Genomic DNA, 22875 nt, shown 5'->3' with positions numbered 1-22875 from the left:
GTCGGGCTCCGCCCCCGGGACGACCTGGCCGGCCCCGGCATGCGCCTAAAGGGGTACGCCCACCACGCGCCGATCCGGCCAGAATGATCATCATGACTCCCGCAGAGACCACAGCCGCACTCGCCCGAGAGATCGACAGCACCTGCCGGCTGACCGGACAGTTCGTGCTCCGCTCCGGGCGGACCGCCGACGAGTACTTCGACAAGTACCGGTTCGAGGCGGATCCCCGCCTGCTGGACCGGGTGGCCGCCCACGTCGCGCCCCTGGTCCCGACCAGCACCGAGGTGCTGGCTGGACTGGAGCTGGGCGGGATCCCGGTGGTGACCGCGCTCGGCCGGCACACCGGGCTGCCCTGCGCCTTCGTCCGGAAGACCGCCAAGCCGTACGGCACGGCCCGGCTGGCCGAGGGGGCGGAGCTGGCCGGCCGACAGGTGCTGGTGGTCGAGGACGTGGTCACCTCCGGTGGGCAGGTGGTCAGCTCCACCGGGCAGCTGCGCGAGCTGGGCGCCCGGGTCGATCACGCGCTCTGCGTGATCGACCGCGCGGAGGGTGGCGCTGCCCTGCTGGCCGAGCACCGCGTAGCGCTGCGGGCACTGTTCACCCGCGCCGACCTGGAGGCCCACCGGACCCGTTGACCCGCTCCGGCGGTGCCGCCCGCACCGACCGTCAACGGCGGCGGGTCCACCGAAGGACGGACCCGGATCTCCTCTTCCACGTCGAGGCTCGGACCCCGCCGAGCGGCGACGCTGGGTGACGGAACGGGGAGGTCGACGTGTTGGTCGCGGTGATCATCGGATGTGAGATCGGGTTCTGGGTGGTGCTCGCCGCCGGGCTGGTGGCCCGCTACCCGCTGCGCAGGCCACGGCTGGGCGCGGCGCTGCTGGTCTGCGTACCCCTGGTGGACCTGGCGTTGCTCGCCGCGACGGTGATCGACCTGCGCCGCGGCGCGACCGCCGGCTTCAGTCATGGTCTTGCCGCCGCCTACCTGGGCTTCTCGGTGGCCTTCGGCCACTCGATGGTGCGTTGGGCGGACCAACGCTTCGCCCACCGGTTCGCCGGCGGTCCGCCACCGGTCCGGCCGCCCCGCCACGGCTGGGCGCGGACCCGTTACGAGTGGCGTGAGTGGGCCAAGGCGCTGCTCGGCTGGGCCATCGCCTGCGGTCTGCTCGGCGCCGCGATCCTCTGGGTGAACGACGCGGAAAGGACCCGCGAACTGGTGGGCTGGATTCAGAGGCTCACCGTCGCCATCGTGATCTGGCTGGTCGCCTTCCCGGTCTGGGAGACCCTGTTCCCGCGCCGCCCGAAGCGCTGACCCCGGGGTACGCCGTGCACGACCCGTCGGTCCCGGCCAGTACGGTGTCAGGGCACGTCGGGGGAGCACCCGGGGGTGAGTGCGAGCGTGAGGAGACCGGGGATGGCGCACGGGGAGGCCGATCACGGCTGCGCCCAGGGCGAGCCCTGCCGGCCGGGGCACGACCCGCAGTCGGCTGCCAAGCACCGTCGGCCGGTCGGTGGCGTGCCGCCCCATCCGGCGGAGCCGCTCGCCGCTCGGCCCGACGAGGAGATCTCGCTCCCGCGCCAGCGGTCCGGCGAGCCGGCGGCCCTCGGCGAGCCGGAGCCCGACATCGCCGCTGGTTGCCTCAGCGACCTGCCCGGCTGGGCGGGCGCGCACCGGCACGGCCCGGTCCGGCCACGGCAGCGGGCCACCCGCCGGGAGCGCCCGCCGCGCCGTTGGTGCTGACCACCCGGCCGTGCGGCGGCGGCCAGCCGTGACACGGTCCCGCTGGGGCGGGCCCGCGGACGCGCGCCGCCTTGTCGAGGCGGGCCACGCCGGGGCAAGCTGACGCTGGAGGTCCGACCGGCAGTGCGCGGGCCCGGCGGTGGGTCAGCGGGTGCGGCGGCGGATCAGCAGCGCGATCCCGGCGAGGCCGACCGTGATGGTCAACATCACCGCGACGTTGAGCAGCAGCAGTCGCTGCAACTCGCCGAGCGCCTCGTCGAGGTCCTTGGCCGGGTCGAGAGTGTCCTCCGGGAGCACCCGCTCGCCGCCACCGACGCCGCCACTGACCGTGTCGAACTGCCGCTCCAGAGGCACCCCGGCGGTGCGCAGCGTCTCGGACATGCTGAGCCGGCCGAGGAACCAACCGGCGCTGGTCTTGCGCCCGTCCGGCTGCTTCGCCGGCCGGTGGATGCGCGGGCCGCCGACGGCCTTGGGGTAGAGGTCGTAGGTCTGCTTCGGCGTCTCCCCGACGAGCACCACGACGGTGTACTTCGGACCGAGGTTGGCCGCCTTCGGCCCGGTCGGCTGGCCGGTGCGACCGAGGAAGTTGACCTGGTCGATGACCGCCACCACGTGCGTGGGCTGCGTGTCCGCGCGCAGCCGCAGCGGCTCGGACAGCCCCACGCCGGTGATGTCCACCCCGGCCGGTGCCGGCTTCGGTGCCGCCGTTGCCGGACCGGCGGTGCCGAGCGACAGGAGTGCCGCCGTCAGCGTGCCGGTCAGCACGGCGGCCCCGCGCCTCATCTGTCGGACCATCCCGCCTCCTCGCCCCGTTCGGTGGATGGCTTCGCCGTGACGTCCGGATCGATTGGTCGGTGGCGGGACCGACCGGGCGGTCGGAGCCACTCTCACAGAGTCGCAGAACGTCGATGATTTACAGCTTGTGGAACAGTAATTGGAACTATCTGCGATCTCTGCTCGACTAATGAGGAGCTGTTTGATCAGCGGGCGGATCGTACCCTTACGGAGGGGTTCATGGGGGGCAGGGTTACACGTTTGGCGCGGGTCGTGCCAGTGGTGCTCGGCGTGGCGTTCGGTGTGTCGTTGCTGGTTCCGGCGACGCCGGCGGCTGCGCACAACTCACTGACGGGCAGCGACCCGCGCGACGGTGCCCGGGTGGCCACCGCGCCCACCCGGATCGAGCTCCGTTTCCTGGCCAAGCCGGCCCCGGCCACGACGAAGATCACAGTAACCGGACCGGACAATGTGGTCGCTGGCGGCCCGCCGGTCTTCGACGGCAGCCGGGTGCGTGTGCCGTTCCGGCCCGGTGCCGCAGGGCTCTACATCGTCGATTACCAGGTCGCCTCCGGTGACGGGCATCCGGTGAAGGGCGAGGTGCGGTTCACCCTCACCACCGGCACGGCCGCCGACCCGTCCGCGCCCGCCGGTGGCATCGCACCGACCGCCGCGGCGGCGGGTCCGACCGCAGAGGTGGCGCCCTCGGGGACGCCCGCCGCCACCGCGACCGTCGGCGCGACTCCGGCGGGCACCCCGGTGCCGACCGCGCAGGAGAGCAGCCAGCTGCGCGGCTGGCTGTGGACGGTCGCGGCGGCTCTGCTGGTGGGCGCGTTCGTCGTCGGGTTGCAGCGGCGGTACCGAGCCCGGCGCCGCTGACGGACGGCGAACACCACGCGCGGCTGGCCGGCCGGGCACCAGCCTGGCTGGCCGACGGTCAGACCAGGCGGAGCCGGGCGGCGCGCATCCGGGTCAGGGCGCGCTCGCGACCGAGCACCTCCAGCGACTCGAACAGCGGCAGGCCCACGGTGCGACCGGTGACCGCGACCCGGACCGGCGCCTGCGTCTTGCCGAGCTTGAGGCCGCGCTCGGCGCCGACCGCCTCCAGCGTCGACTTCAGCGACTCGGCGTCCCAGGACTCCAGCGCGTCGAACGCCACGATGGCGGCGTCCAGCAGTTCGGCCGAGCCGTCCTTCATGGTCTTGGCCCAGGCGGCCTCGTCGATCAACGGTGACGCCAGGAACAGGAAGTCGACGTTCGGCACGATCTCGCTGAGCACCGTGATCCGGGTCTGGGCCAGCGGCGCCACGGCAGCGAACGCCTCGGCGTCGAACTCCTCGGGCTGCCACGGCGGCGGCGCGATGGTCCCGGTGCCGGTCAGCCACGGCTGACAGGCGTCGATGAACTCGGCCACCGGCAGCGCACGGATGTAGTCGCCGTTGAACGCGCGCAGCTTCTTCTCGTCGAAGAACGCCGAGGAGGCGTTGACGTCCTCCAGCCGGAACTCGTCCTCGATCACCGACCAGGGGACGATCTCCCGGTCCCCGGAGGGCGCCCAGCCGAGCAGCATCAGGTAGTTGCGCATCGCGTCGGCGAGGTAGCCCTCGTCCCGGTACGCCTCCAGGGCGACCTTGTCGCGGCGCTTGGAGAGCTTCTGCCGCTTCTCGTTGACCACCACCGGCACGTGTGCCCAGATCGGCGGCTTGACCCCGAGGGCGTCCCAGAGCAGCTGCTGCTTGGGAGCGTTGGGCAGGTGCTCCTCGGCCCGGATCACGTGGGTGATCCCCATGGTCATGTCGTCGACGACGTTGGCCAGCAGGAAGACTGGTGAACCGTCGCCCCGGGCGATGACGAAGTCCTCGATCAGGCGGTTCTCGAAGGTGGGCTCGCCGCGGATCAGGTCGACCACCACGGTCGCGCCCTCGTCGGGCGTACGGAAGCGCAGCGCCCGCCCCTCACCCGGGCCGAGGCCGAGGTCGCGGTGGTAGCCGTCGTAGCCCTGGTACTGCGAGCCGGTGCGGGCCTGCACGTCCTCGCGGGTGCAGTCGCAGTAGTACGCGCGGCCCGAGTCGTAGAGCCGGGCGGCGGCGGCCCGGTGCTCGCCAGCGTTCTGCGACTGGAAGTACGGCCCCTCGTAGCTGCCGCGGGAGATGCCGATCCAGTCCAGCGCGGAGAGGATGCCCTCGGTCCATTCGGGCTTGTTGCGGGCCACGTCGGTGTCCTCGACGCGCAGCACGAACACCCCGCCCTGCTGCTTGGCGTAGATCCAGTTCTGCAGCGCCGAGCGGGCGCCGCCGACATGGAACATACCGGTCGGGGAGGGGGCGAAGCGCACACGTACCGTCACGTGCCCCAGCCTACGGCGGTCGGCGACCGCTTTTCGCCACGGCCCCCTCTCACGGGACTGAGCGGATCTTGACGACCAGGGCGCTGCCGACCAGGGTGACCGCGGCGGTGACCGCGTAGAGCGTCGGATAGCCGCCCAGGTGGACCACGAGCGGGGCGGAGAGCGCCGGGCCGAGCACCTGCGGCGCCGAGTTGGCGATGTTGATCACGCCGAGGTCCTTGGCCCGGTCGGTGGCCCGGGGCAGCACCTGGGTGATCAGCGCGGCGTCCACCGCGAGGTAGACGCCGTACCCGGCGCCGAGCAACAGCGCCGCGACGATCGCCATCGGCCAGACCGGCGCGACCGCGAGCAGCAGCGCTGCCACCGCCATGATCAGCCCGGACACGATCACGTAGATCTTGCGCCGCCCGGAGCGGTCCGACAGCCGGCCGGCGACCACCGCGGTCAGCATCATGCCGAGCGTGTAGAGCAGGATCAGCACGAGCAGGCCACCCTCGGGGTCGGGGTGGCGCACCCCGTCGGTGAGGAAGTACAGCAGGTAGAGGGTGCCCAGCGCGTTGCCGAGCTGGACCAGGAACCGGGTGATCCAGGCCCAGGCGAAGTCCGGGTGCCGGCGCGGGTTGATCCACATCGAGGTCAGCAGCGCCCGCACCCGCAGCACCGGCCGGTGCGCGCGGGGCAGCGGGTCGTCGGTGGTGAACAGCGCGAACGGCAGCGACAGCAGCAGGATGGCCACCGCGATGGCCAGGTAGCCGGCGGCGTTGCCGGTGACGACGGCGGTGACCAGCACCGCGCCGAGCACCAGCCCGAGCGCCTGCGGGATGCCCACCCAGCCGGAGACCCCGCCGCGCTGCACCACCGGCACCCGGTCCGGGATGGCCGCGGTGAGGCTGGCCAGCATCGCGTTGAAGCAGACCTGTGCGGCGACCCAGGCGAGGGCGACACCCAGGATGGTCCGCTGCTGGGCCAGCAGCATCAGGGCCGCCGCGCCGACCAGTGCGCCGCCGGCGGTCCAGACGTGCCGGCGGCCGAACTCCCGGCCGGCCACCCGCAGGCAGGTCCGGTCGGAGAGCGCGCCCGCGAGGGGGTTGGCCAGCACCGCGGCCAGCGCGCCCAGGCCGGTGACCACCGCCAGCATGGTCTCCTTGTCGCCCGGCGCGATCTGCTCGACCTGCTGCGGCAACAGCACCTGGATCGGCGTGAAGAACGCCATCCACACCCCGAGGTTGGCCGCGAAGATCAACCCGATCCAGCCGCGCCGCACCGGCACGGTCGGCTCGGCGAGCGCGGCCGGCAGCGATGCCGGGGTCGGGTCGAGGGTGGTCACCGGGCCGACCCCGGCCGGCCGGCCGCGATCACGTCCCGCAGCCAGGTGTACGAGGACTTCGGCGTGCGGGTCTGAGTGGCGTAGTCGACGTGCACCAGACCGAAGCGCTTGGTGAACCCCTCGGCCCACTCCCAGTTGTCCAGCAGCGACCAGACGAAGTACCCGCGTACGTCCACCCCGTCGTCGATGGCGGCCCGCACCGCCCGCAGGTGCCCGTCGAGGTACGCGATCCGGTCCGGGTCCGACACCCGTCCGTCCGGGTCCGGGGTGTCGTCGTACGCGCAGCCGCTCTCGGTGATCTCGATGGGCGGCAGCGCGTCGCCGTACGTGTCGCGCAGCCAGCCGAGCAGGTCGTGCAGCCCGTCGGGGACCACAGGCCAGTCGAAGGCGGTGCGCGGGTAGCCCTCCAGCGGGACCAGCTCGAACGGCAGTGGCGAGCCCTCCTCGGCGGCCCGTACACCGGTCGGGTTGTAGTAGTTGACCCCGAGCGCGTCGATCGGCGCGGCGATCGTGTCCAGGTCGCCGGGGTGGATCACGCTGGCGTCGAAGCCGGGCAGCTCCGGGTAGCCGCGGCCGAGCAGCGGGTCGGTGAAGAGCCGGTTGTGCAGCGCCTGGTACGCCTCCCCGGCGGCCCGGTCGGCGTCGCTGTCACCGAGCACCCGCAACGGGGAGTAGTTGTTGGCGATCGCCACCGGGCTGGCGGTGCGGGTCCGCAGTGCGGCGACCGCGAGCCCGTGGCCGAGCAGTTGGTGGTGGGCGACCGGGAAGGCGTCGAAGAGCAACATCCGGCCGGGGGCGTGCACACCCAGGCCGTAGCCGAAGCTCATGTGGACGAACGGCTCGTTCAGGGTGATCCAGAGCCGGACCCGGTCGCCGAGCCGGGCGGCGGTCTTCTCGGCGTACTCGGCGAACCGGGCGGCGGTGTCGCGGTGCAGCCAGCCACCGGCGTCCTCGAGCGGTTGGGGCAGGTCCCAGTGGTAGAGGGTGGCCACCGGGTCGATGCCGGCGGCCAGCAGGTCGTCCACCAGCCGGTCGTAGAAGTCCAGGCCGGCCGTGTTGGCCGCGCCGGAGCCGGTGGGCTGTACCCGGGGCCAGGCGATGGAGAACCGGTATCCCGAGACGCCCAACCCGGCCAGCAGCGAGACGTCCTCGGTGTGCCGGTGGTAGTGGTCGCAGGCGACCTCGCCGGTGCTGCCGTCGCTGATCCGGCCCGGGGAGTGCGCGAAGGTGTCCCAGATGGACGGCCCGCGTCCGTCGGCTGTGGTGGCCCCCTCGATCTGGTGGGCGGACGTGCTGACGCCCCAGCGGAAGCCGGCGGGGAACTCGGGCATCGGTGCGGTCGACATGCGCCCTCCCGGTCAACGTGAAATGTGCTCGGGACTCTAGGGCGCTCCGAATGAATGCGCCATAGGCCGGGATGGCGAGATGCGCAATGGTTGATCGGCGTGTCTTTTTCCAAACCCGTCCAGGTACGTCCAATTTTGCGCATAGAGTGCCGATATCGTGGGATGTCCTCACTGGAGGAAGACGGAAATGATCCTCGTGGAACGAAGTGCGCACGTGGCGGCGCCGATTGAAGTGGTCTGGGACGTCGTACAGCGGGCCGAGCAGTTGCCGGCCTGGCTGGCGGGGGTCCGCGCGGCCGAAGTGCTCTCGGGAGAGGGCTTCGGCCGGCGGCAGTTGGTCCAGGCGGGGCGCGGCTCGGCGCATGAGGCCGAGGTGATCGCCTACCAGGAGCCGACCTTGATCGGTTGGCGGGAACGGGCCAAGGGCGCCGGTGCCCGTGCGGAGGCGCGCACCGAGATCTACGTCCAGCTCACTCCCGATGAGGAGGAGGAGGGCGGGACCATCGTGCGGCTCATCGTGGTCCGCTGGCCGGCCGGTCCGGTCAAGGCGGCCCTGCTGCGCCTCGGGCTGCGTCGGGTCGGCGCCGACCTCGAGGACTCGCTCGCCCGGCTGACCGACCTGGCCGCCGTCGGCTGACCGCCGAACCCCGGCGTCACCCGCCCCGGCGGTGGCCCCGGGTCCCCGCCAGGGACCCCGGACCGCCGCCGCCCCATCTCACCCGCCGTCCGCCCGGTCGATCGGGGAGCACGGAGCGAGGGTGCGGGTGCACCAAAAAGGGCCCGGCGCGGGTGCGCCGGGCCCTTCCTGGGTGGTGCTGGGTCAGCTGTCGCCGCCGGTCTCGCCGACCGGGGCGGCGTTGACGTCGTCGATCGCGTACTTCTTCGCGGCCTCGGCCGGCACGGTGGCCGCCACCGCGCCGCTGCGGGCCAACTGCCGCAGCGTGGCAACCACGATCGACTCGGCGTCGACGTGGAAGTGCCGGCGCAGCGCGTGCCGGGTGTCCGACATGCCGAAGCCGTCGGTGCCGAGCGACGTGTAGTCACCGGGTACCCAGCGGGCGACCAGGTCCGGCACCGCCCGCATCCAGTCGCTGACCGCGACCTTCGGCCCGTCCGCGTCGGCGAGCTTCTGCTGGATGTACGGCACCTTCGCCTCGGCGCCCGGGTTGAGCAGGTTGAACTCCTCGGCCGCCACCGCGTCGCGGCGCAGCTCGGTCCAGGAGGTCACCGACCAGACGTCGGCCGCCACCCCCCAGTCCTGGGCGAGCAACTGCTGGGCCTTGAGCGCCCACTGCATGCCGGTGCCGGAGGCGAGGACGTTGGCCTTCGGGCCGTCGACCTGCGGTGCCGGCGAGTAGCGGTAGATGCCCTTGAGCAGGCCCTCCACGTCCACGTCGGCCGGCTCGGCCGGCTGCAGGGTCGGCTCGTTGTAGACCGTCAGGTAGTAGAAGACGTTCTCCTGCGCATCCCCGTACATCCGGTGCAGGCCGTTCTCCATGATGTGCGCGATCTCGAAGGAGAACGCCGGGTCGTACGCGACCACCGCCGGGTTGGTGGCGGCGATCAGCAGCGAGTGCCCGTCCTCGTGCTGCAGGCCCTCACCGTTGAGCGTGGTCCGACCCGCGGTGGCGCCGAGCAGGAAGCCCCGGGCCATCTGGTCAGCCGCGGCCCACAGCCCGTCGGCGGTCCGCTGGAACCCGAACATCGAGTAGAAGATGTACATCGGGATCATCGGCTCGTCGTGGGTGGCGTACGCCGAACCGGCCGCGGTGAACGAGGCGACCGAACCGGCCTCGTTGATCCCCTCGTGCAGGATCTGCCCGGTGGTCGACTCCTTGTACGACAGGAACAGCTCCCGGTCGACCGAGGTGTAGCGCTGGCCGTGCGGCGAGTAGATCTTCGCGGTGGGGAAGATCGAGTCGAGCCCGAAGGTGCGGGCCTCGTCCGGGATGATCGGCACCCAGCGCTTGCCGAACTCCTTGTCCTTCATCACGTCCTTGAGCAGACGGACGAAGGCTTGCGTGGTGGCCACCTTCTGCTTGCCCGAGCCGCGCTTGACGTCGGCGAACCGCTCGGGACCGGGGATGGCCAGCCGCTTGGTGCTGGTCCGCCGGGACGGCAGGTAACCGCCGAGCTGCTCGCGCCGCTCCTTGAGGTACTGGATCTCCTCGGACTTCTCACCCGGGTTGTAGTACGGCGGCAGGTAGGGGTTCTCCTCCAGCGCCGAGTCCGGGATGTCCAGGTAGAGCCGGTCGCGGAAGGTCTTCAAATCCTCCAGCGTCAGCTTCTTCATCTGGTGGGTCGCGTTGCGGCCCTCGAAGTGCGAGCCGAGCGTCCAGCCCTTGATCGTCTTCGCCAGGATGACGGTCGGCTGACCGGTGTGCTCGGTGGCCGCCTTGTAGGCCGCGTAGAGCTTCCGGTAGTCGTGCCCACCCCGCTTGAGGTTCCAGATCTCGTCGTCGCTGAGCGGGTCGACCATCTTGCGGGTACGCGCGTCACGGCCGAAGAAGTGCTCCCGCACGTACGCGCCGGACTCCGCCTTGTAGGTCTGGTAGTCGCCGTCGGTCGTGGTGTTCATGAGGTTGACCAGGGCGCCGTCGGTGTCCGCGGCGAGCAGCGGGTCCCACTCGCGGCCCCAGACCACCTTGATCACGTTCCAGCCGGCACCCCGGAAGAACGACTCCAGCTCCTGCATCACCTTGCCGTTGCCACGGACCGGGCCGTCCAACCGCTGAAGGTTGCAGTTGATCACAAAGGTGAGGTTGTCCAGCTCCTCGCGGGCAGCCAGGCCGATGGCGCCCAGCGTCTCGGGCTCGTCCATCTCACCGTCGCCGAGGAACGCCCACACGTGCTGCTGCGAGGTGTCCTTGATGCCCCGGTGCTGCAGGTACCGGTTGAACCGGGCCTGGTAGATCGCGTTGAGCCCGCCGAGGCCCATCGAGACGGTGGGGAACTCCCAGAAGTCCGGCATCAGCCGCGGGTGCGGGTACGAGGGCAGCCCACCACCGGGGTGCGACAGCTCCTGGCGGAACCCGTCGAGCTGGTGCTCGCTGAGCCGGCCCTCCAGGAACGCCCGCGCGTACATGCCGGGGGAGGCGTGGCCCTGGTAGAAGATGTGGTCGCCGCCGCCCGGGTGGTTCTTGCCCCGGAAGAAGTGGTTGAAGCCCACCTCGTAGAGCGACGCGGAGCTGGCGAAGGTGGAGATGTGCCCGCCGACGCCGATCTCCGGGCGCTGCGCCCGGTGCACCAGCATGGCGGCGTTCCACCGGACGTAGGCCCGGATCCGCCGCTCGACGTGCTCGTCGCCCGGGAACCACGGTTCGCGTTCCGGCGGGATGGTGTTGATGTAGTCGGTCGTGGTCAGGGGCGGAACCCCGACCTGGCGCTCACGGGCCCGCTCCAGCAGGCGCAGCATGACGTAGCGGGCGCGTTTGGCGCCGCCCTCGTCGATGACACCGTCAAGCGACTCGACCCATTCGCTGGTCTCTTCAGGGTCGATGTCCGGAAGCTGGCTCGGTAGGCCGTCGCTGATCACCGGGCGCTTGCGTTCCGTAGCCACAGGCGTTCCCTCGGTTGTGTGTGGGATAGGTCTCTAGCGCCATCCTGCCCCCTGGTGGCACCCCTCGTCACGTCTAGGTGCCCCGGACGCGACGCTGAACACAGGTACCCGTCGGTAACTTAGCGCTACGACCGCCGTTCACCTCTCGTTCGGCCCCCTTGTCGCGCGCCGGGCTTGCTCGGTGGTGGCGGCTCCTGAATCCGCACTGCGGCAGAATGCGACGTATGCGCAGTGACGTGATCACCGTCCAGACCGGGTCCCGGCCGGCCGTCCGGGACATCACCGCCGAGGCCCAGGGGTTCGTCTCCAACGAGGGCGACGGCCTGCTGCACGTCTTCGTGCCGCACGCCACCGCCGGCCTGGCGATCATCGAGACCGGGTCGGGCTCCGACGACGATCTGCTCACCGCGCTCGACGCGCTGCTGCCCACCGACGGCCGTTGGCGGCACCGGCACGGCTCGCCCGGCCACGGCCGGGACCATGTGCTGCCGGCGTTCGTCCCGCCGTACGCCACGCTGCCGGTGCTCGGCGGGCGGCTGGCCCTGGGCACCTGGCAGTCCCTCTGCCTGGTCGACACCAACGGCGACAACCCCACCCGTCAGGTCCGCTTCTCCTTCCTCCCGGCCTGACCGGGACGGGCCCACCGCTCGCGACGTGAGCGGCGGGCCCGACCGGGGTGGGTCAGGGGCGGGTGGTCTCCCGCTCCACCGTGCGCCGGCCCTCGTCCGCCCCGGCGTCGGTGGCCAGGCGGGCCGCCGACGGGACCGGGGTGTCGGCCGTCTGGTGCAGGCCGGGCACCCGGTCCTCGATCACGAACGAGGCACGGGTGTACGCGGGCGCGCCCGGCTGACTGACGTACGGCAGCACGTCGAAGTCGGCGGCGAGCTGCCCTGGGGTGATCGTGGTGCTCACGTACCCCCGCAGGTTGTTCTGGAAGCGCAGGTGCGGGTTGAACGGGAACCACGGGTGCGAGCCGGACGCCGAGTCCGCGCCGTCGCCGCCCGAGGTGATCGACGAGCAGACCAGCTCGCTGCCGACGGTGCGCGAGGTCGGGTCGGCGTAGTCCAGCTTCAGGTCGCTGGCCCAGTGCGCGTGCACGTCGCCGGTCAGCACCACCGGATTGCGCACCCCGGCGGCCAGCCAGCCCCGGGTGATCCGATCCCGGGAGGCGACGTAGCCGTCCCACGCGTCCATGCTGGTGACGGTGAGCGGGCCGGCGTTGTTGTCCCGCTGGGCGAAGAAGACCTGCTGGCCGAGGATGTCCCAGCGGGCGTCCGAGCGGCGGAAGCCGTCCAGCAGCCACGCCTCCTGCTCAGCCCCGGTGATCGACCGGGCCGGGTCGAAGGCCGCCGGGCAGGCGTCGTACCCGTCGCCGCAGGCCTGGTCGTCGCGGTACTGCCGGGTGTCGAGCATGTGGAAGGTGGCCAGCCGCCCCCAGCGGACCCGCCGGTAGAGCTGCATGTCGATGCCGCGCGGGATCGAGGTGCGCCGCAGCGGCATGTTCTCGTAGTACGCCTGGAACGCCGCCGCCCGCCGGGCCGGGAACTCCGGGTCCGGCGCCTCCGGCACCTCGTCGGCCCAGTTGTTCTCCACCTCGTGGTCGTCGAAGACCACCACCCAGGGCGCCACCGCGTGCGCCGCCTGCAGGTCGGCGTCGGTCTTGTACTGGGCGTGCCGTTGCCGGTAGTTGGCCAGCGTCCGGGTCTCCGGCCCCTCGTGGTCACGCGGGTTGCCACCCGGGACGTTGTACGTGTCCGGGGCGTACTCGTACTGGTAGTCGCCCAGGTGCAGGATCAGCTCCGGCTCGGTCTCGGCCAGCCGCCGGTAGGCGGTGAAGTAGCCGTGCTCGTACTGGGAGCAGGAGACGAAGCCCATCGCCAGGGCGGCCGGCATGGTCCACGGCGCCGGCGCGGTACGGGTGCGTCCGACCGGCGAGAGGTGCCGCTCGGCGCGGAACCGGTAGAAGTACTCCCGGCCGGGCAGCAGGCCGGCCAGCTCCACGTGCACGCTGTGCGCCGAGCGGGTGCGGGCGACCGCGACCCCGCGCCGCAGCACGTGCCGGAACCGCTCGTCGGCGGCCAGCTCCCAGTGCACCGGGACGTCGCGGTCCGGCATGCCGCCGAGGCCGTCCTCGGCGAGCGGCTGCGGGGCCAGTCGGGTCCACAGCACGAACCCGTCGTGGTCCGGGTCGCCGGAGGCCACGCCGAGGGTGAACGGGTAGGCCAGTGGCCGGCGGGCCGCCGCCGCGGCGGCCGCCACCGGCAGCCCGGTGACCGCGCCGGCGGCGCCGAGCGCGGCGCCGGACAGCAGGATGGTACGTCGGGACAGTGACACGAATTCCTCCCCAGGGTCCGATCTTTCGTGACTCCGGGAGCCTCGCGAGCCCCGGTGGCCGCCAGGTAAAGGCGAGGGCCCCGGCCCGTCGCCGGCAGTCGAACACCGATCACCACGATCGATCCGTACCCCGGCTGCTGCCCCCGCCCGGGCCGCGTCCGGCATCGCCCGCCCGGCCGGCGTGACCGAACCTGATCGGTGAGCTGGGCAGCCGACGCGATGCGTACGATGGGCGCCGTGGCGCAGGAGGTCGTTCCCGGAGCAGGTGGGCCGGTGGACCGTGCCGGCCTCGCCGCCGACGTGGTGCGCCGGATGGCGCACGTGACCGCCGCGCTGCGGCATCGGCAGGGCTCCGCGTTCGCCGAGCTGGGGCTCACTCCGGCGGCGGCCCGGGCGCTGCACGAGCTGGACCCGGACCGCCCGTTGCCGGCCCGCGACCTCGCCGAGCGGCTGGGCTGCGACCGGTCGAACGTGACGGCGCTGGTCGACAAGCTGGAGCAGGCCGCCCTGGTCGAGCGTCGCACCGACCCGGCCGACCGGCGGCAGAAGACGTTGGTGGTGACCGTGAAAGGCCGCGACGTGCGCGCCCGGGTGACCGAGGTGATGTCCGACTCCCGACTCCTGGCCGGGCTGACCGACCAGGAGCTGGACACCCTGCGCGACCTGGTGTGGAAGGTGTCCGACGGGGGCTGTCCGGAGCCCTGCGGCCCGGAGTGAGTCGACCCGCGCCGACCGTGTCCCACTGGGCGACCAGGGCTTCCGTCGGTAATGCTGTGCGACGTGACCACCCCGCAAGATCTCGACGACCGCTTCCGGGAGACGCTGGCGGCCCTTCCCGCCGCCGAGCGGCGGCGTGACCCCGCCGACCCGGTCACCGACGACGCCCCGCTGACCGGCGCGCAACTGCTGGATCTCTTCGACGCGCAGGTCACCAGCCGGCAGCTCGACCTGGCAAGCCGCTGGCTGCGCAGCTTCGGGGAGGGCTTCTACACGATCGGCTCGGCCGGGCACGAGGGCAACGCGGCGGTCGCCGCCGCGTTGCGCCCCACCGATCCGGCGCTGCTGCACTACCGCTCCGGCGCCTTCTACTGCGTGCGCGCCGCCCAGGCCACCACCGACCCGGCCCCCACCGCCGACCCGGCCCCCACCGCCGACTCGGCCCCCACCGCCGACCCAGAGTCGCCCGCCGACCCGGAGTCACCTGCCGACCAGGAGTCGCCCGCCGAGCCGGAGCCGTTGGGATCCGAGCCCGCAGCCGAGCCGGCCGGGGCCACGGCACTGCCCAGCGGCGGGTTCGCGGCATACGCGGAGGCCGCCCGGGATGTGCTGCGGGGGATGGTCGCCTCCAGTCAGGAGCCGATCGCCGGTGGCCGGCACAAGGTGTTCGGCCGGGCCGACCTGGCCATCGTCCCGACCACCTCCACCATCGCCTCGCACCTGCCCCGGGCGGTCGGGATGGGACTGGCGGTGGAGCGGCTGCGCCGGCTGGACAGCGCCGGGCGGCGCACCGGTGCCGCAGTGCGGGTCGGCAGCGGCGCCACGCACGCCCCGTGGCCACCGGACGCCATCGTGGTCTGCTCGTTCGGCGACGCCTCGGTCAACCACGCCAGCGCCACCGCCGCCTTCAACACCGCCGGCTGGTACGACCACGCCGGGCTGCGCATCCCGGTGCTCTTCGTCTGCGAGGACAACGGGCTGGGCATCAGCGTCCGCTCCCCGGAGGGCTGGGTGGAGGCCACGCTGCGGTCCAAGCCGGGCATCCGCTACCTGACCGCCGACGGGGCCGACCCGGTGCAGGCGTACGCGGTGGCGGCGGAGGCCGCGGCCTGGGTGCGCCGGCACCGGCGGCCGGCCGTGCTGCACCTGCGCACCGTCCGGCTGATGGGGCACGCCGGGGCCGACGCGGAGTCGGCGTACCGCAGCCCGGGGGAACTCGCCGCGGATCTGGACCGGGACCCGGTGGCCGCCACCGCGCGGCTGCTCGTCGACACCGGCGTGGCCACGGGCGAGGAGCTGCTGGCCCGGTACGACGAGACCGGCTGGCAGGTACGCCGGCTCGCCGAGCAGGTGCTGGGCGAGCCGAAGCTGGCCTCCGCGGCCGACGTGGTGTCGGCGCTGGCGCCCCGCCGGCCGGTGCGGGTGGCACGGGCGGTGGCCGACGCGGCGGCCCGGGCCAGCGGCCCGGGCGCGGGCGCCCGGGAGGAGGCGTTCGGGGGCAAGCTGCCGGAACTGGCCGGCCCGTTGACCCTGGCGCAGAGCATCAACGCAGCGCTCGCCGACGGGATGCTCGACCACCCGCAGATGGCCATCTTCGGCGAGGACGTGGCCGCCAAGGGCGGCGTGTACGGGGTGACGAAGGGCCTGCGCGACCGGTTCGGTCCGGCCCGGGTCTTCGACACCCTGCTCGACGAGACCTCGGTGCTCGGGCTGGGCCTGGGCGCCGGGCTGGCCGGGATGCTGCCGGTGCCGGAGATCCAGTACCTGGCGTACCTGCACAACGCCGAGGACCAGCTACGTGGCGAGGCGGCCACGATGCAGTTCTTCTCGCAGGGCGCGTTCCGTAACCCCATGGTGCTGCGGGTGGCCGGGCTGGCGTACCAGGAGGGGTTCGGCGGGCACTTCCACAACGACAACTCGGTGGCCGTACTCCGGGACGTGCCCGGCCTGGTGGTCGCGGTGCCGGCGCGGCCGGACGACGCCGCGCCCATGCTGCGGACCTGCCTGGCCAGCGCGGCGGTGGACGGCAGCGTCTGCGTGTTCCTGGAGCCGATCGCGCTCTACCACACCCGCGACCTGTACGCGGAGGGTGACGGTGAGTGGTCGGCCGGCTATCCGGAGCCGGGCGCCTGGGTGGCCGGGCACGTGCCGATCGGCCGGGCCCGGGTCTACCGCATCGGGTCGGCCGACGACCTGACCATCATCACCTTCGGAAACGGGGTGCGGATGTCGCTGCGGGCCGCGGCCGTCCTCGCTGAGGAGGGGGTGGGCACCCGGGTCGTGGACCTGCGCTGGCTGGCCCCGATGCCGGTGGCCGACATCATCCGGGAGTCCTCGGCGACCGGCCGGGTGCTGGTGGTGGACGAGACACGCCGTTCCGGCGGTGTCGGCGAGGGAGTTGTCGCCGCACTGGTCGACGCCGGATATATCGGTGCCGCGCGACGTGTGGCAGGAGTTGACTCGTTTGTACCATTAGGTCCAGCAGCACGTCAGGTTCTGGTCTCCGCGGAAGCCATTACCGACGGTGCCCGTACGCTGCTGGCACGGTAAATTCCGTTCCACCCGGTGCGCCACTTGCGCGCGGACGCACAACTGTGTGGACTTTGCCTGACGGCGTCGCACCGACGCCGCGAGCAGGGACGAGATGAGGAGGCACGCGACAGTGAGCGCGACCGCTGGTCAGGCCGCCGACGGGGTACGCAGCCTGGCGGACCGGTTCGGGATCGAACCGGGGATGGTCGTCATGGAGATGGGGTACGACGATGACGTCGACCAGGATCTCCGGGACGCCCTGACCGACCGCTCTGGAGAGCTGGTCGACGAGGACACCGACGAGGTGGTCGACGCGGTTCTGGTCTGGTACCGCGACGGCGACGGTGACCTCTTCGAGCTTCTCGTCGACGCCCTCGGCCCGCTGGCCGACAACGGGGTCGTGTGGCTACTCACGCCGAAGGCAGGGCGTGAGGGGCACGTCGAGCCGAGTGAGGTCGCGGAGTCCGCGCCCACCGCAGGGCTCCAGCAGACCTCGACCGTCAACGCCGGCCGGGACTGGAGCGGCGCCCGCCTGGTGCTGCGCCGAGGGGTCAAGGGCAAGAAGTAGCCCAACCTTTGCCCTTCGCGCCCGGCGGTCCGCACCGCCGGGTGTGGCCGGCGTGCCGTCATCTCCTGACTCGATCCGAGGAGTTCGCATGCCCGTCGAGGTTGGCGCCGAGGCGCCGGACTTCGTGCTGAAGGACCAGAACAACCAGGAGGTCCGCCTCTCGGCCTTCCGGGGTAAGCGGACTGTGCTGCTGGTCTTCTACCCGCTCGCCTTCACCGGCACCTGCCAGGGCGAGCTGGGCGAGGTGCGAGACAACCTCGACGAGTACGTGAACGACGACGTCCAGGTGTTGACGGTCAGCGTCGACTCGGTCTACAGCCACAAGATCTGGGCCGACCGGGAGGGCTACCAGTTTCCGATGCTGGCCGACTTCTGGCCGCACGGCGGTGTCGCCCAGGCGTACGGGGTCTTCAACGACGTGGCCGGCGTCGCCAACCGGGGCACCTTTGTCATCGACAAGGCCGGCGTGGTCCGCTTCGCCGAGTTGAACGGCCCGGGGCAGGCCCGCGACCAGCGGGGCTGGCGCAAGGCCCTCGCCGAGGCGGCGGCCTGACCACCCGGGGTACGCCGTGCGCCCGGGCCGGCGGCGAGCAGGGTAAGCTTGCCAGCCTCCGGCCCGCCGTACGGGCGTTCCGGGCGCGTAGCTCAGTGGGAGAGCACCCGCCTTACAAGCGGGGGGTCGCAGGTTCGAAACCTGCCGCGCCCACGCTTCATCGTCAACACGAACACCAGCTCGATCTCGGCCGTGACCGACAGTTGTCACGGCCGAGGATGCGCCCGGCGACGCAGCTCCGTTATTTGTTCACGAGGTTGCGCAGTGCCGCGATCGCCGCCCGATCGCTGACCTCGGCGTAGATCTTCTTGTCGGCGCCGACCATGACGACGTACGGGCACTTCTGGTCATCGCCGTTCATGGCCTTGTCCAGCAGCTTGCGGCCCGTCGCGGCCTCATACACCCGAAGACGCCAGCCGGTCCGCACCAGCGGCAGCGTCTGCGGTTTCGGGTCGTCGAACTTGCAGTTGCGGATCGTCGAGCCAGTGCTGACCCGGTCGAGGCAGGCCACCATCTGCACCTTCCTGGGGTCCTCCGACGCCCACGTCTGCTCGACCTTCTTCGACAGGCCCAGGTCGTAGTAGTAGCCGTCGTCCTTGTAGCGAAGGCCCGGGGTGTCCGAGAGGAGCAGGACGACCGGGTGCGGAGCCTTGCCGGCGCGCTTCGGCAGCTCCGGGTAGTAGATGTCCTCGTCGCACACCCGGTTCAGGTCCTCGATTTTCTCCGCCGGGTACGCGCTGGCCTGCGGCCCCTGCGCCACTGGCTCCTCGCTCTGGTTGGGCTGACCGCTCGCCGTGGGGCTGCCGCCGGTCGTGGGCAGCAGGGGCGCCCGGGACGCCGGGCTGGCGACCGGGGTCTCCCCGTCGCGGAGCAGGAAGATGCCGCCGACCAGCCCGACGCAGGCCATCAGCACCAGCACCACAACACCCGCGACCGCGGCGACGATGATGCCGGTCTGGTTGGGCTGGGCCGGCGGCGGTGGCGTGGGGACCCAGGTGGTGGTGGCCGGCGCGAAGTCAGGAGCCGTACCCGGCGTCTCCGGTGCCTGCTCGTCCTGGGGGCTGGATGCCGATCCCGCAGCCGGATCCGGAACCGGAGTCTGGTTTGCGTCAGGTTCAGGCCCGGTGTCGGCCATGCGGATGTCCTTTATTCGATCAAGGGGAAGCGCGACTGTACCAAGCCAGTGCGGTGGGCGTGACCCCGTGACCTGGGGATCCGCGAGGCCTCATCGCACCGACGAGCCGTTGCCCAGCACCGTCTCTCGCAGGACGTGCAGGGCACCTTCGAACTCGGCGGTGGCCTGCTCGCGCGGGTACCGGCGGTGCAGTTCGGCGTCCACCTCGCCGGCGATGAGCAGCAGCGACGGAAGCGAGCGGCGACCGGCACCGAACGCCCTCAGGCCGGTGTGGACGGCCAATTCGAGCTCTCCGGCGCGCGCTGCGGTGGCGGCCAGTGTCAATCGAGCTTCCGCCACCCGCATCGGCGACCGTTCGACGCCGTCCGGTGCCGTTGCGGCCCAGATCACCTCGGCCGCGTACCGCTCCGTCCGGGTGTCGTCCTCGGCGAGCCGGTAGGCGTCCATGGCGTAGAAGGACCACTTCGCGGGGTCGACCTGGAAATGGTCGTCGGGCCGCTCCGCCATGGGCAGGTCGTCCAGCAGGTGCCGAGTGATTCGGGAATCGGCCGGCGGGCGTACGGTGGGAGGGACGACGGAGGGCTCCGATGATCCCGACGATGATCCTGTTCGGTCTGGCGTTCGGGCGGTGGTGGCGCTCAACGCTCATCGCCGCCGCGCTGCTCTGGCCAGCCCTGCTGCTCGGCACTCACGCGATGCAGATCGAGGTGGGGTTGCTCGGCGCGTCCGGACTGGCCGTGGCCAACGCCGGCGGCGGCGTGCTGGTGCATCAGGTCATCCTGCGGACAGCCCGGGGGATGCGTCGCGCCAGGTCGGCCCGCGTCGGCAGCTCCCGATGACGGCCCGTGCTCCTGGTAACGCCATGATGGGCGGGTGCAGGACACCGTCGCCGTCGCGCTGATCACCGCACTGTCCACGTTGGCCGCCGCAGCCCTGACCGGGTTGGTCGGCTCGTTCAGCACCCGTCGGCAACTGGCTCACCAGCTCACCGTCGCCCGCCAGGAGAACGCCGAGCGGCGGGCGACGCACCGGGACGAGCTGCGGCGGGAGGCGTACGTCGGGTTCCTGAGCGCCTGCGACCAGGCGTACCGGCGGTTGGACCGGCGGTGGGTCGAGGCCGGCGGGGACGAGCCGGCGCCCGGCTACGACGAGGCGTACGCGGCGATGCGCGCCGTGGACGAGGCGTACAACCTGGTGTTGCTGGAAGGCCCGGCGGAGGTCGCGTCGGCGGCCCGGTCGGTGCTGACCAGCGTCAGCGGGGAGTACGCCGACCAGCGCCGGCTCGGTGGCGAGCCGGGCGACGCGACGGTGCCGCTGCGCGAGCGGCACCGGGAGCGCTGGCTCGCCGCGATCGAGGTACGGACGAATCGTCGGATTTCGTTCGTCGATGTCGTACGCCCGGTGTTGGATCGGGACGGGTGACGCCGACGAACGGGGGTGCCGGGTGAGCTACGCCGAGGTCAACGGGCTGCGGCTCTGGTACGAGTCGCACGGCGACGGCCAGCCGTTGGTGCTGCTGCACGGCGGCTACGGGTCGGTGGAGATGCTCGCCCCGATCGTGCCGGCGCTGAGCCAACGGCGTCGGGTCGTTGCGGTCGACCTCCAGGGCCACGGGCGCACCGCCGACGTCGACCGCCCGCTGCGCTACGAGACGTTGGCCGACGACATCGCCGCGCTGCTCGGGCACCTCGACCTGTCCTCGGCCGACGTGCTGGGCTACTCGCTGGGCGGTGGTGTCGCGCTGCGTACCGCCATCCAACATCCGGCGCTGGTGCGCCGGCTGGTGCTGGTCTCCACGCCGTGCAAGCGGGCCGGCTGGTATCCGGAGGTGCTGGCCGCCATGGCAACCCAGGACGAGCGGGTCGGCGAGCAGATGCGCGGCACGCCGCCGCACCAGCTCTACGAGCGGGTCGCCCCGCGCCCGCAGGACTGGCCGCAGCTCTGGGCCAAGACCGGTGACCTGCTGCGCCGCGACTACGACTGGTCCGCTGAGGTGGCGCGGCTGGTCATCCCGACGTTGCTGGTCTTCGCCGACGCCGACTCGATCCCGACCAGTCACGTGGCGGAGTTCTTCGGGCTGCTCGGCGGCGGGCACCGCGACGCCGGTTGGGACGGCACCGACCGTCCGGCCGCCCGGCTGGCCGTGCTGCCCGGGCACACGCACTACGACATCGTCGGCGCGCCGGCCCTGCCGGCGGCGGTGCTGCCGTTCCTCACCCACCAGGTCGGCGCGCCCGCCTGACCCGGCCATCGAGCACGGGAGTTGGTTGAGTGCCGGACGCGCCGGGGTGATCCGGCGCGCCCGGTGTCCTCAGCTGGTGAAGCCGCCGTCCACGTTGACCACCGCACCGGTCACGTAGCCGGCCTCCGGGCTGGCCAGGTGTGCGACGGTGGCCGCGATGTCGGCGGGGCGAGCGAAGCGGCCGACGGCGGTGAAGCCGGCGATGGCCGCCGCGTTCGGCCCGTCCGCCGGGTTGGCGTCGGTGTCCGTGGGCCCGGGGTTGACCAGGTTGACGGTGATGCCCCGGGGGCCCAGCTCGCGGGCCAGGCCCCGGGTCAGCCCGACCAGGGCGGTCTTGCTCATCGAGTAGAGCGCCAGGCCGGGAAAGACCGCCCGTTCACCGACGTTGCTGCCGATGCTGATGATCCGCCCGCCGTCGCCCAGGTGCCGCAGCGCCGCCTGTACGGCGACGTACGGCGCCCGGATGTTCACCGCGATCGTCTGCTCCACCTCCGCCGTGCCGAGCTCGCCCATGGCGCCGACCAGGAACACCGCGGCGTTGTTCACCAGGATGTCCAGTCGGCCCAGCTCGGCGGCCGCCCGGTCGACCGCGTCCCGTACGGCGGTCGGGTCGGCGCCGTCGGCCTGGATGACCAGTGCCCGCCGGCCCAGTGCCTCGATCTGCTTCACCACGATCGCGGCCTGCTCCGCGTTCTGCCGGTAGGTCAGCGCCACGTCGGCCCCATCCTGTGCGAGGCGCAGAGCGATACCGGCCCCGATGCCCCGGGAACCTCCGGTCACCAGGGCGACCTTGCCGTCAAGTGTCATCGTCGTCATGCGAATGATCATGTCGCCGCGCCGACCCGCCGTCTGGCGGCCATCGGACGCCTCGCTCGCACCCCGAGGTCCGTTTTCCGCTACCTCGACGCCGTGTGGGTGGCTTCGCTGGTGACGTCGGCGAGGGCGGCCCGGTCGCCGGAATTTTCGCCCCATATCCTCGTGAGACGAGCTTATTGGAGGTGCGTGGTCGTGGATCTGTCCGGCATCGACGCGGTGCTGTTCGACATGGATGGCACCCTGGTCGACTCCGACGCCGCTGTCGAGCGGGCCTGGCGTACCTGGGCGGCCGAGTACGGCGTCGCCCCTGCGGCGGCGCTGGCGATCGCGCACGGCAGACCCGCCGACCAGACCATTCGCCGGCTACTGCCCGCGCTCGACGACGCCGAGGTCGCAGCGGCGGCGGCGCGGCAGTTGGCGTTGCAGTACGACGACCTGTCCGACGTGACGGCGACCCCCGGTGCCCACGAACTGCTGATGGCACTTGCCCGGTTGGGGTTGCCGTGGGCGGTGGTGACCAGCGCCGACGCCCGGCTGGCCGAGGCCCGACTCGGCGCGGCCGGCATCGTTGCGCCCGTGCTGATCACCGTGGAGGACGTCAGTGTGGGCAAGCCGGATCCGCAGGGCTACCTGCGGGCCGCCGAGCTGCTCGACGTGTCCGCGGCGCGATGCCTGGTCGTCGAGGACGCCGAGGTGGGACTGCGGGCAGGGCGCGCGGCCGGAGCGATGACCGCGGCGTTGAAGGGCCTCGACGGCGATCTGCGCCTCGACGACCTGGCGCAACTGGCACACCGGCTGGAGTCGGCCCCGGCGACACCCTGACCGGTCAGGTCGAGCACATCACGGACGGTCTCCATGACCCGGCGGCGCGACAACAGCCGGAC

The 22875-nt window shown here is 72.1% G+C and carries 23 protein-coding genes and 1 tRNA gene; 15 read left to right on the top strand and 9 right to left on the bottom strand.

Annotated elements, in window-relative coordinates:
* The first annotated feature begins 92 nt into the window (after positions 1-92).
* The 3 genes from ACFY29_RS08240 (at position 93) to ACFY29_RS08230 (ending at position 1741) form a co-directional block, all read left to right on the top strand.
* On the top strand, positions 93-635 hold the full coding sequence (locus ACFY29_RS08240) for an orotate phosphoribosyltransferase (protein WP_386984276.1): 543 nt from the start codon (positions 93-95) through the stop codon (positions 633-635).
* Positions 636-772: 137 nt separating this feature from the next.
* A complete protein-coding gene (locus ACFY29_RS08235; RefSeq protein ID WP_386984275.1) occupies positions 773-1312 on the top strand; it encodes a hypothetical protein in 540 nt (179 codons plus the stop codon).
* 102 nt (positions 1313-1414) lie between these two features.
* A complete protein-coding gene (locus ACFY29_RS08230; RefSeq protein ID WP_328419072.1) occupies positions 1415-1741 on the top strand; it encodes a hypothetical protein in 327 nt (108 codons plus the stop codon).
* A 144-nt stretch (positions 1742-1885) separates the two neighbouring features.
* On the opposite strand, the gene ACFY29_RS08225 is transcribed toward ACFY29_RS08230, so the two are convergent.
* A complete protein-coding gene (locus ACFY29_RS08225) occupies positions 1886-2536 on the bottom strand; it encodes a hypothetical protein (RefSeq protein WP_355613364.1) in 651 nt (216 codons plus the stop codon).
* Positions 2537-2776: 240 nt separating this feature from the next.
* Here ACFY29_RS08225 and ACFY29_RS08220 point away from each other — a divergent pair, with 240 nt between their 5' ends.
* Complete coding sequence (locus tag ACFY29_RS08220; protein WP_386984272.1) at positions 2777-3394, top strand: copper resistance protein CopC; 618 nt, start codon at positions 2777-2779, stop codon at positions 3392-3394.
* 58 nt (positions 3395-3452) lie between these two features.
* Here the strand turns inward: ACFY29_RS08220 and gltX are convergent, their stop codons facing one another.
* The 3 genes from gltX to ACFY29_RS08205 are packed head-to-tail and all read right to left on the bottom strand — an operon-like array spanning position 3453 to position 7535.
* Complete coding sequence (gltX, locus tag ACFY29_RS08215) at positions 3453-4862, bottom strand: glutamate--tRNA ligase (RefSeq protein ID WP_386984270.1); 1410 nt, start codon at positions 4860-4862, stop codon at positions 3453-3455.
* Positions 4863-4911: 49 nt separating this feature from the next.
* Positions 4912-6189 (bottom strand): MFS transporter, encoded by a 1278-nt coding sequence (locus ACFY29_RS08210; protein ID WP_386984268.1) that lies wholly within the window; start codon positions 6187-6189, stop codon positions 4912-4914.
* A complete protein-coding gene (locus tag ACFY29_RS08205; protein WP_386984266.1) occupies positions 6186-7535 on the bottom strand; it encodes a GH1 family beta-glucosidase in 1350 nt (449 codons plus the stop codon). Before ACFY29_RS08205 ends, ACFY29_RS08210 begins: the two co-directional genes overlap by 4 nt.
* A 187-nt stretch (positions 7536-7722) precedes the next feature.
* Between ACFY29_RS08205 and ACFY29_RS08200 the strand changes: the two genes are divergently transcribed.
* The gene (locus ACFY29_RS08200; protein WP_328419066.1) at positions 7723-8172 is read left to right on the top strand and encodes an SRPBCC domain-containing protein; all 450 of its coding nucleotides are present in this window, start codon (positions 7723-7725) and stop codon (positions 8170-8172) included.
* A gap of 183 nt (positions 8173-8355) precedes the next feature.
* Here the strand turns inward: ACFY29_RS08200 and aceE are convergent, their stop codons facing one another.
* Positions 8356-11094 (bottom strand): pyruvate dehydrogenase (acetyl-transferring), homodimeric type, encoded by a 2739-nt coding sequence (gene aceE, locus ACFY29_RS08195; protein ID WP_386984263.1) that lies wholly within the window; start codon positions 11092-11094, stop codon positions 8356-8358.
* A gap of 224 nt (positions 11095-11318) precedes the next feature.
* Here aceE and ACFY29_RS08190 point away from each other — a divergent pair, with 224 nt between their 5' ends.
* Positions 11319-11723 carry a YjbQ family protein gene (locus ACFY29_RS08190; protein ID WP_328419064.1) on the top strand — a complete coding sequence of 135 codons (405 nt, stop codon included), beginning with the start codon at positions 11319-11321 and terminating at the stop codon, positions 11721-11723.
* A gap of 52 nt (positions 11724-11775) precedes the next feature.
* On the opposite strand, the gene ACFY29_RS08185 is transcribed toward ACFY29_RS08190, so the two are convergent.
* On the bottom strand, positions 11776-13428 hold the full coding sequence (locus tag ACFY29_RS08185) for an alkaline phosphatase D family protein (protein ID WP_386984261.1): 1653 nt from the start codon (positions 13426-13428) through the stop codon (positions 11776-11778).
* A gap of 228 nt (positions 13429-13656) precedes the next feature.
* On the opposite strand from ACFY29_RS08185, the gene ACFY29_RS08180 reads away from it, so the two are divergent.
* The 5 genes from ACFY29_RS08180 to ACFY29_RS08160 all read left to right on the top strand — a co-directional run bounded on the left by ACFY29_RS08180 (position 13657) and on the right by ACFY29_RS08160 (position 17951).
* Positions 13657-14145 (top strand): MarR family winged helix-turn-helix transcriptional regulator, encoded by a 489-nt coding sequence (locus ACFY29_RS08180; RefSeq protein ID WP_386984692.1) that lies wholly within the window; start codon positions 13657-13659, stop codon positions 14143-14145.
* Between the two features lie 51 nt (positions 14146-14196).
* Positions 14197-16695 (top strand): thiamine pyrophosphate-dependent enzyme, encoded by a 2499-nt coding sequence (locus ACFY29_RS08175; RefSeq protein WP_386984260.1) that lies wholly within the window; start codon positions 14197-14199, stop codon positions 16693-16695.
* 112 nt (positions 16696-16807) lie between these two features.
* The gene (locus tag ACFY29_RS08170) at positions 16808-17245 is read left to right on the top strand and encodes a DUF3052 domain-containing protein (protein ID WP_328419061.1); all 438 of its coding nucleotides are present in this window, start codon (positions 16808-16810) and stop codon (positions 17243-17245) included.
* An 88-nt stretch (positions 17246-17333) separates the two neighbouring features.
* The gene (locus ACFY29_RS08165; protein WP_328419060.1) at positions 17334-17798 is read left to right on the top strand and encodes a peroxiredoxin; all 465 of its coding nucleotides are present in this window, start codon (positions 17334-17336) and stop codon (positions 17796-17798) included.
* A gap of 81 nt (positions 17799-17879) precedes the next feature.
* Positions 17880-17951, top strand: a tRNA-Val gene (locus ACFY29_RS08160).
* An 88-nt stretch (positions 17952-18039) separates the two neighbouring features.
* Here ACFY29_RS08160 and ACFY29_RS08155 read toward each other — a convergent pair.
* Positions 18040-18933, bottom strand: a complete 894-nt coding sequence (locus tag ACFY29_RS08155) for a hypothetical protein (protein ID WP_386984258.1) — start codon at positions 18931-18933, stop codon at positions 18040-18042.
* Between the two features lie 90 nt (positions 18934-19023).
* Complete coding sequence (locus ACFY29_RS08150; RefSeq protein ID WP_328419058.1) at positions 19024-19440, bottom strand: tetratricopeptide repeat protein; 417 nt, start codon at positions 19438-19440, stop codon at positions 19024-19026.
* Positions 19441-19520: 80 nt separating this feature from the next.
* On the opposite strand from ACFY29_RS08150, the gene ACFY29_RS08145 reads away from it, so the two are divergent.
* From ACFY29_RS08145 to ACFY29_RS08135, 3 genes are read left to right on the top strand one after another with little or no spacing between them, the layout of a single operon-like run.
* Entirely contained in the window at positions 19521-19772 is a 252-nt protein-coding gene (locus tag ACFY29_RS08145) for a hypothetical protein (protein ID WP_328419057.1), read from the top strand.
* Between the two features lie 34 nt (positions 19773-19806).
* Positions 19807-20355, top strand: coding sequence for a hypothetical protein (locus tag ACFY29_RS08140; RefSeq protein ID WP_386984256.1), 549 nt, complete (start codon positions 19807-19809; stop codon positions 20353-20355).
* A 22-nt stretch (positions 20356-20377) separates the two neighbouring features.
* A complete protein-coding gene (locus tag ACFY29_RS08135) occupies positions 20378-21175 on the top strand; it encodes an alpha/beta fold hydrolase (protein ID WP_386984254.1) in 798 nt (265 codons plus the stop codon).
* Between the two features lie 69 nt (positions 21176-21244).
* Here the strand turns inward: ACFY29_RS08135 and ACFY29_RS08130 are convergent, their stop codons facing one another.
* On the bottom strand, positions 21245-21991 hold the full coding sequence (locus tag ACFY29_RS08130; protein WP_386984252.1) for an SDR family NAD(P)-dependent oxidoreductase: 747 nt from the start codon (positions 21989-21991) through the stop codon (positions 21245-21247).
* Between the two features lie 192 nt (positions 21992-22183).
* Here ACFY29_RS08130 and ACFY29_RS08125 point away from each other — a divergent pair, with 192 nt between their 5' ends.
* Positions 22184-22813 (top strand): HAD-IA family hydrolase, encoded by a 630-nt coding sequence (locus ACFY29_RS08125; RefSeq protein ID WP_386984250.1) that lies wholly within the window; start codon positions 22184-22186, stop codon positions 22811-22813.
* Positions 22814-22875 lie beyond the last annotated feature (62 nt).

The sequence above is a fragment of the Micromonospora sp. NPDC000668 genome, assembly GCF_042897975.1.
Taxonomy (GTDB): domain Bacteria; phylum Actinomycetota; class Actinomycetes; order Mycobacteriales; family Micromonosporaceae; genus Micromonospora.
The sequence above is the reverse complement of the archived record's forward strand: the minus strand, read 5'-3'. Positions and strand labels throughout refer to the sequence as shown.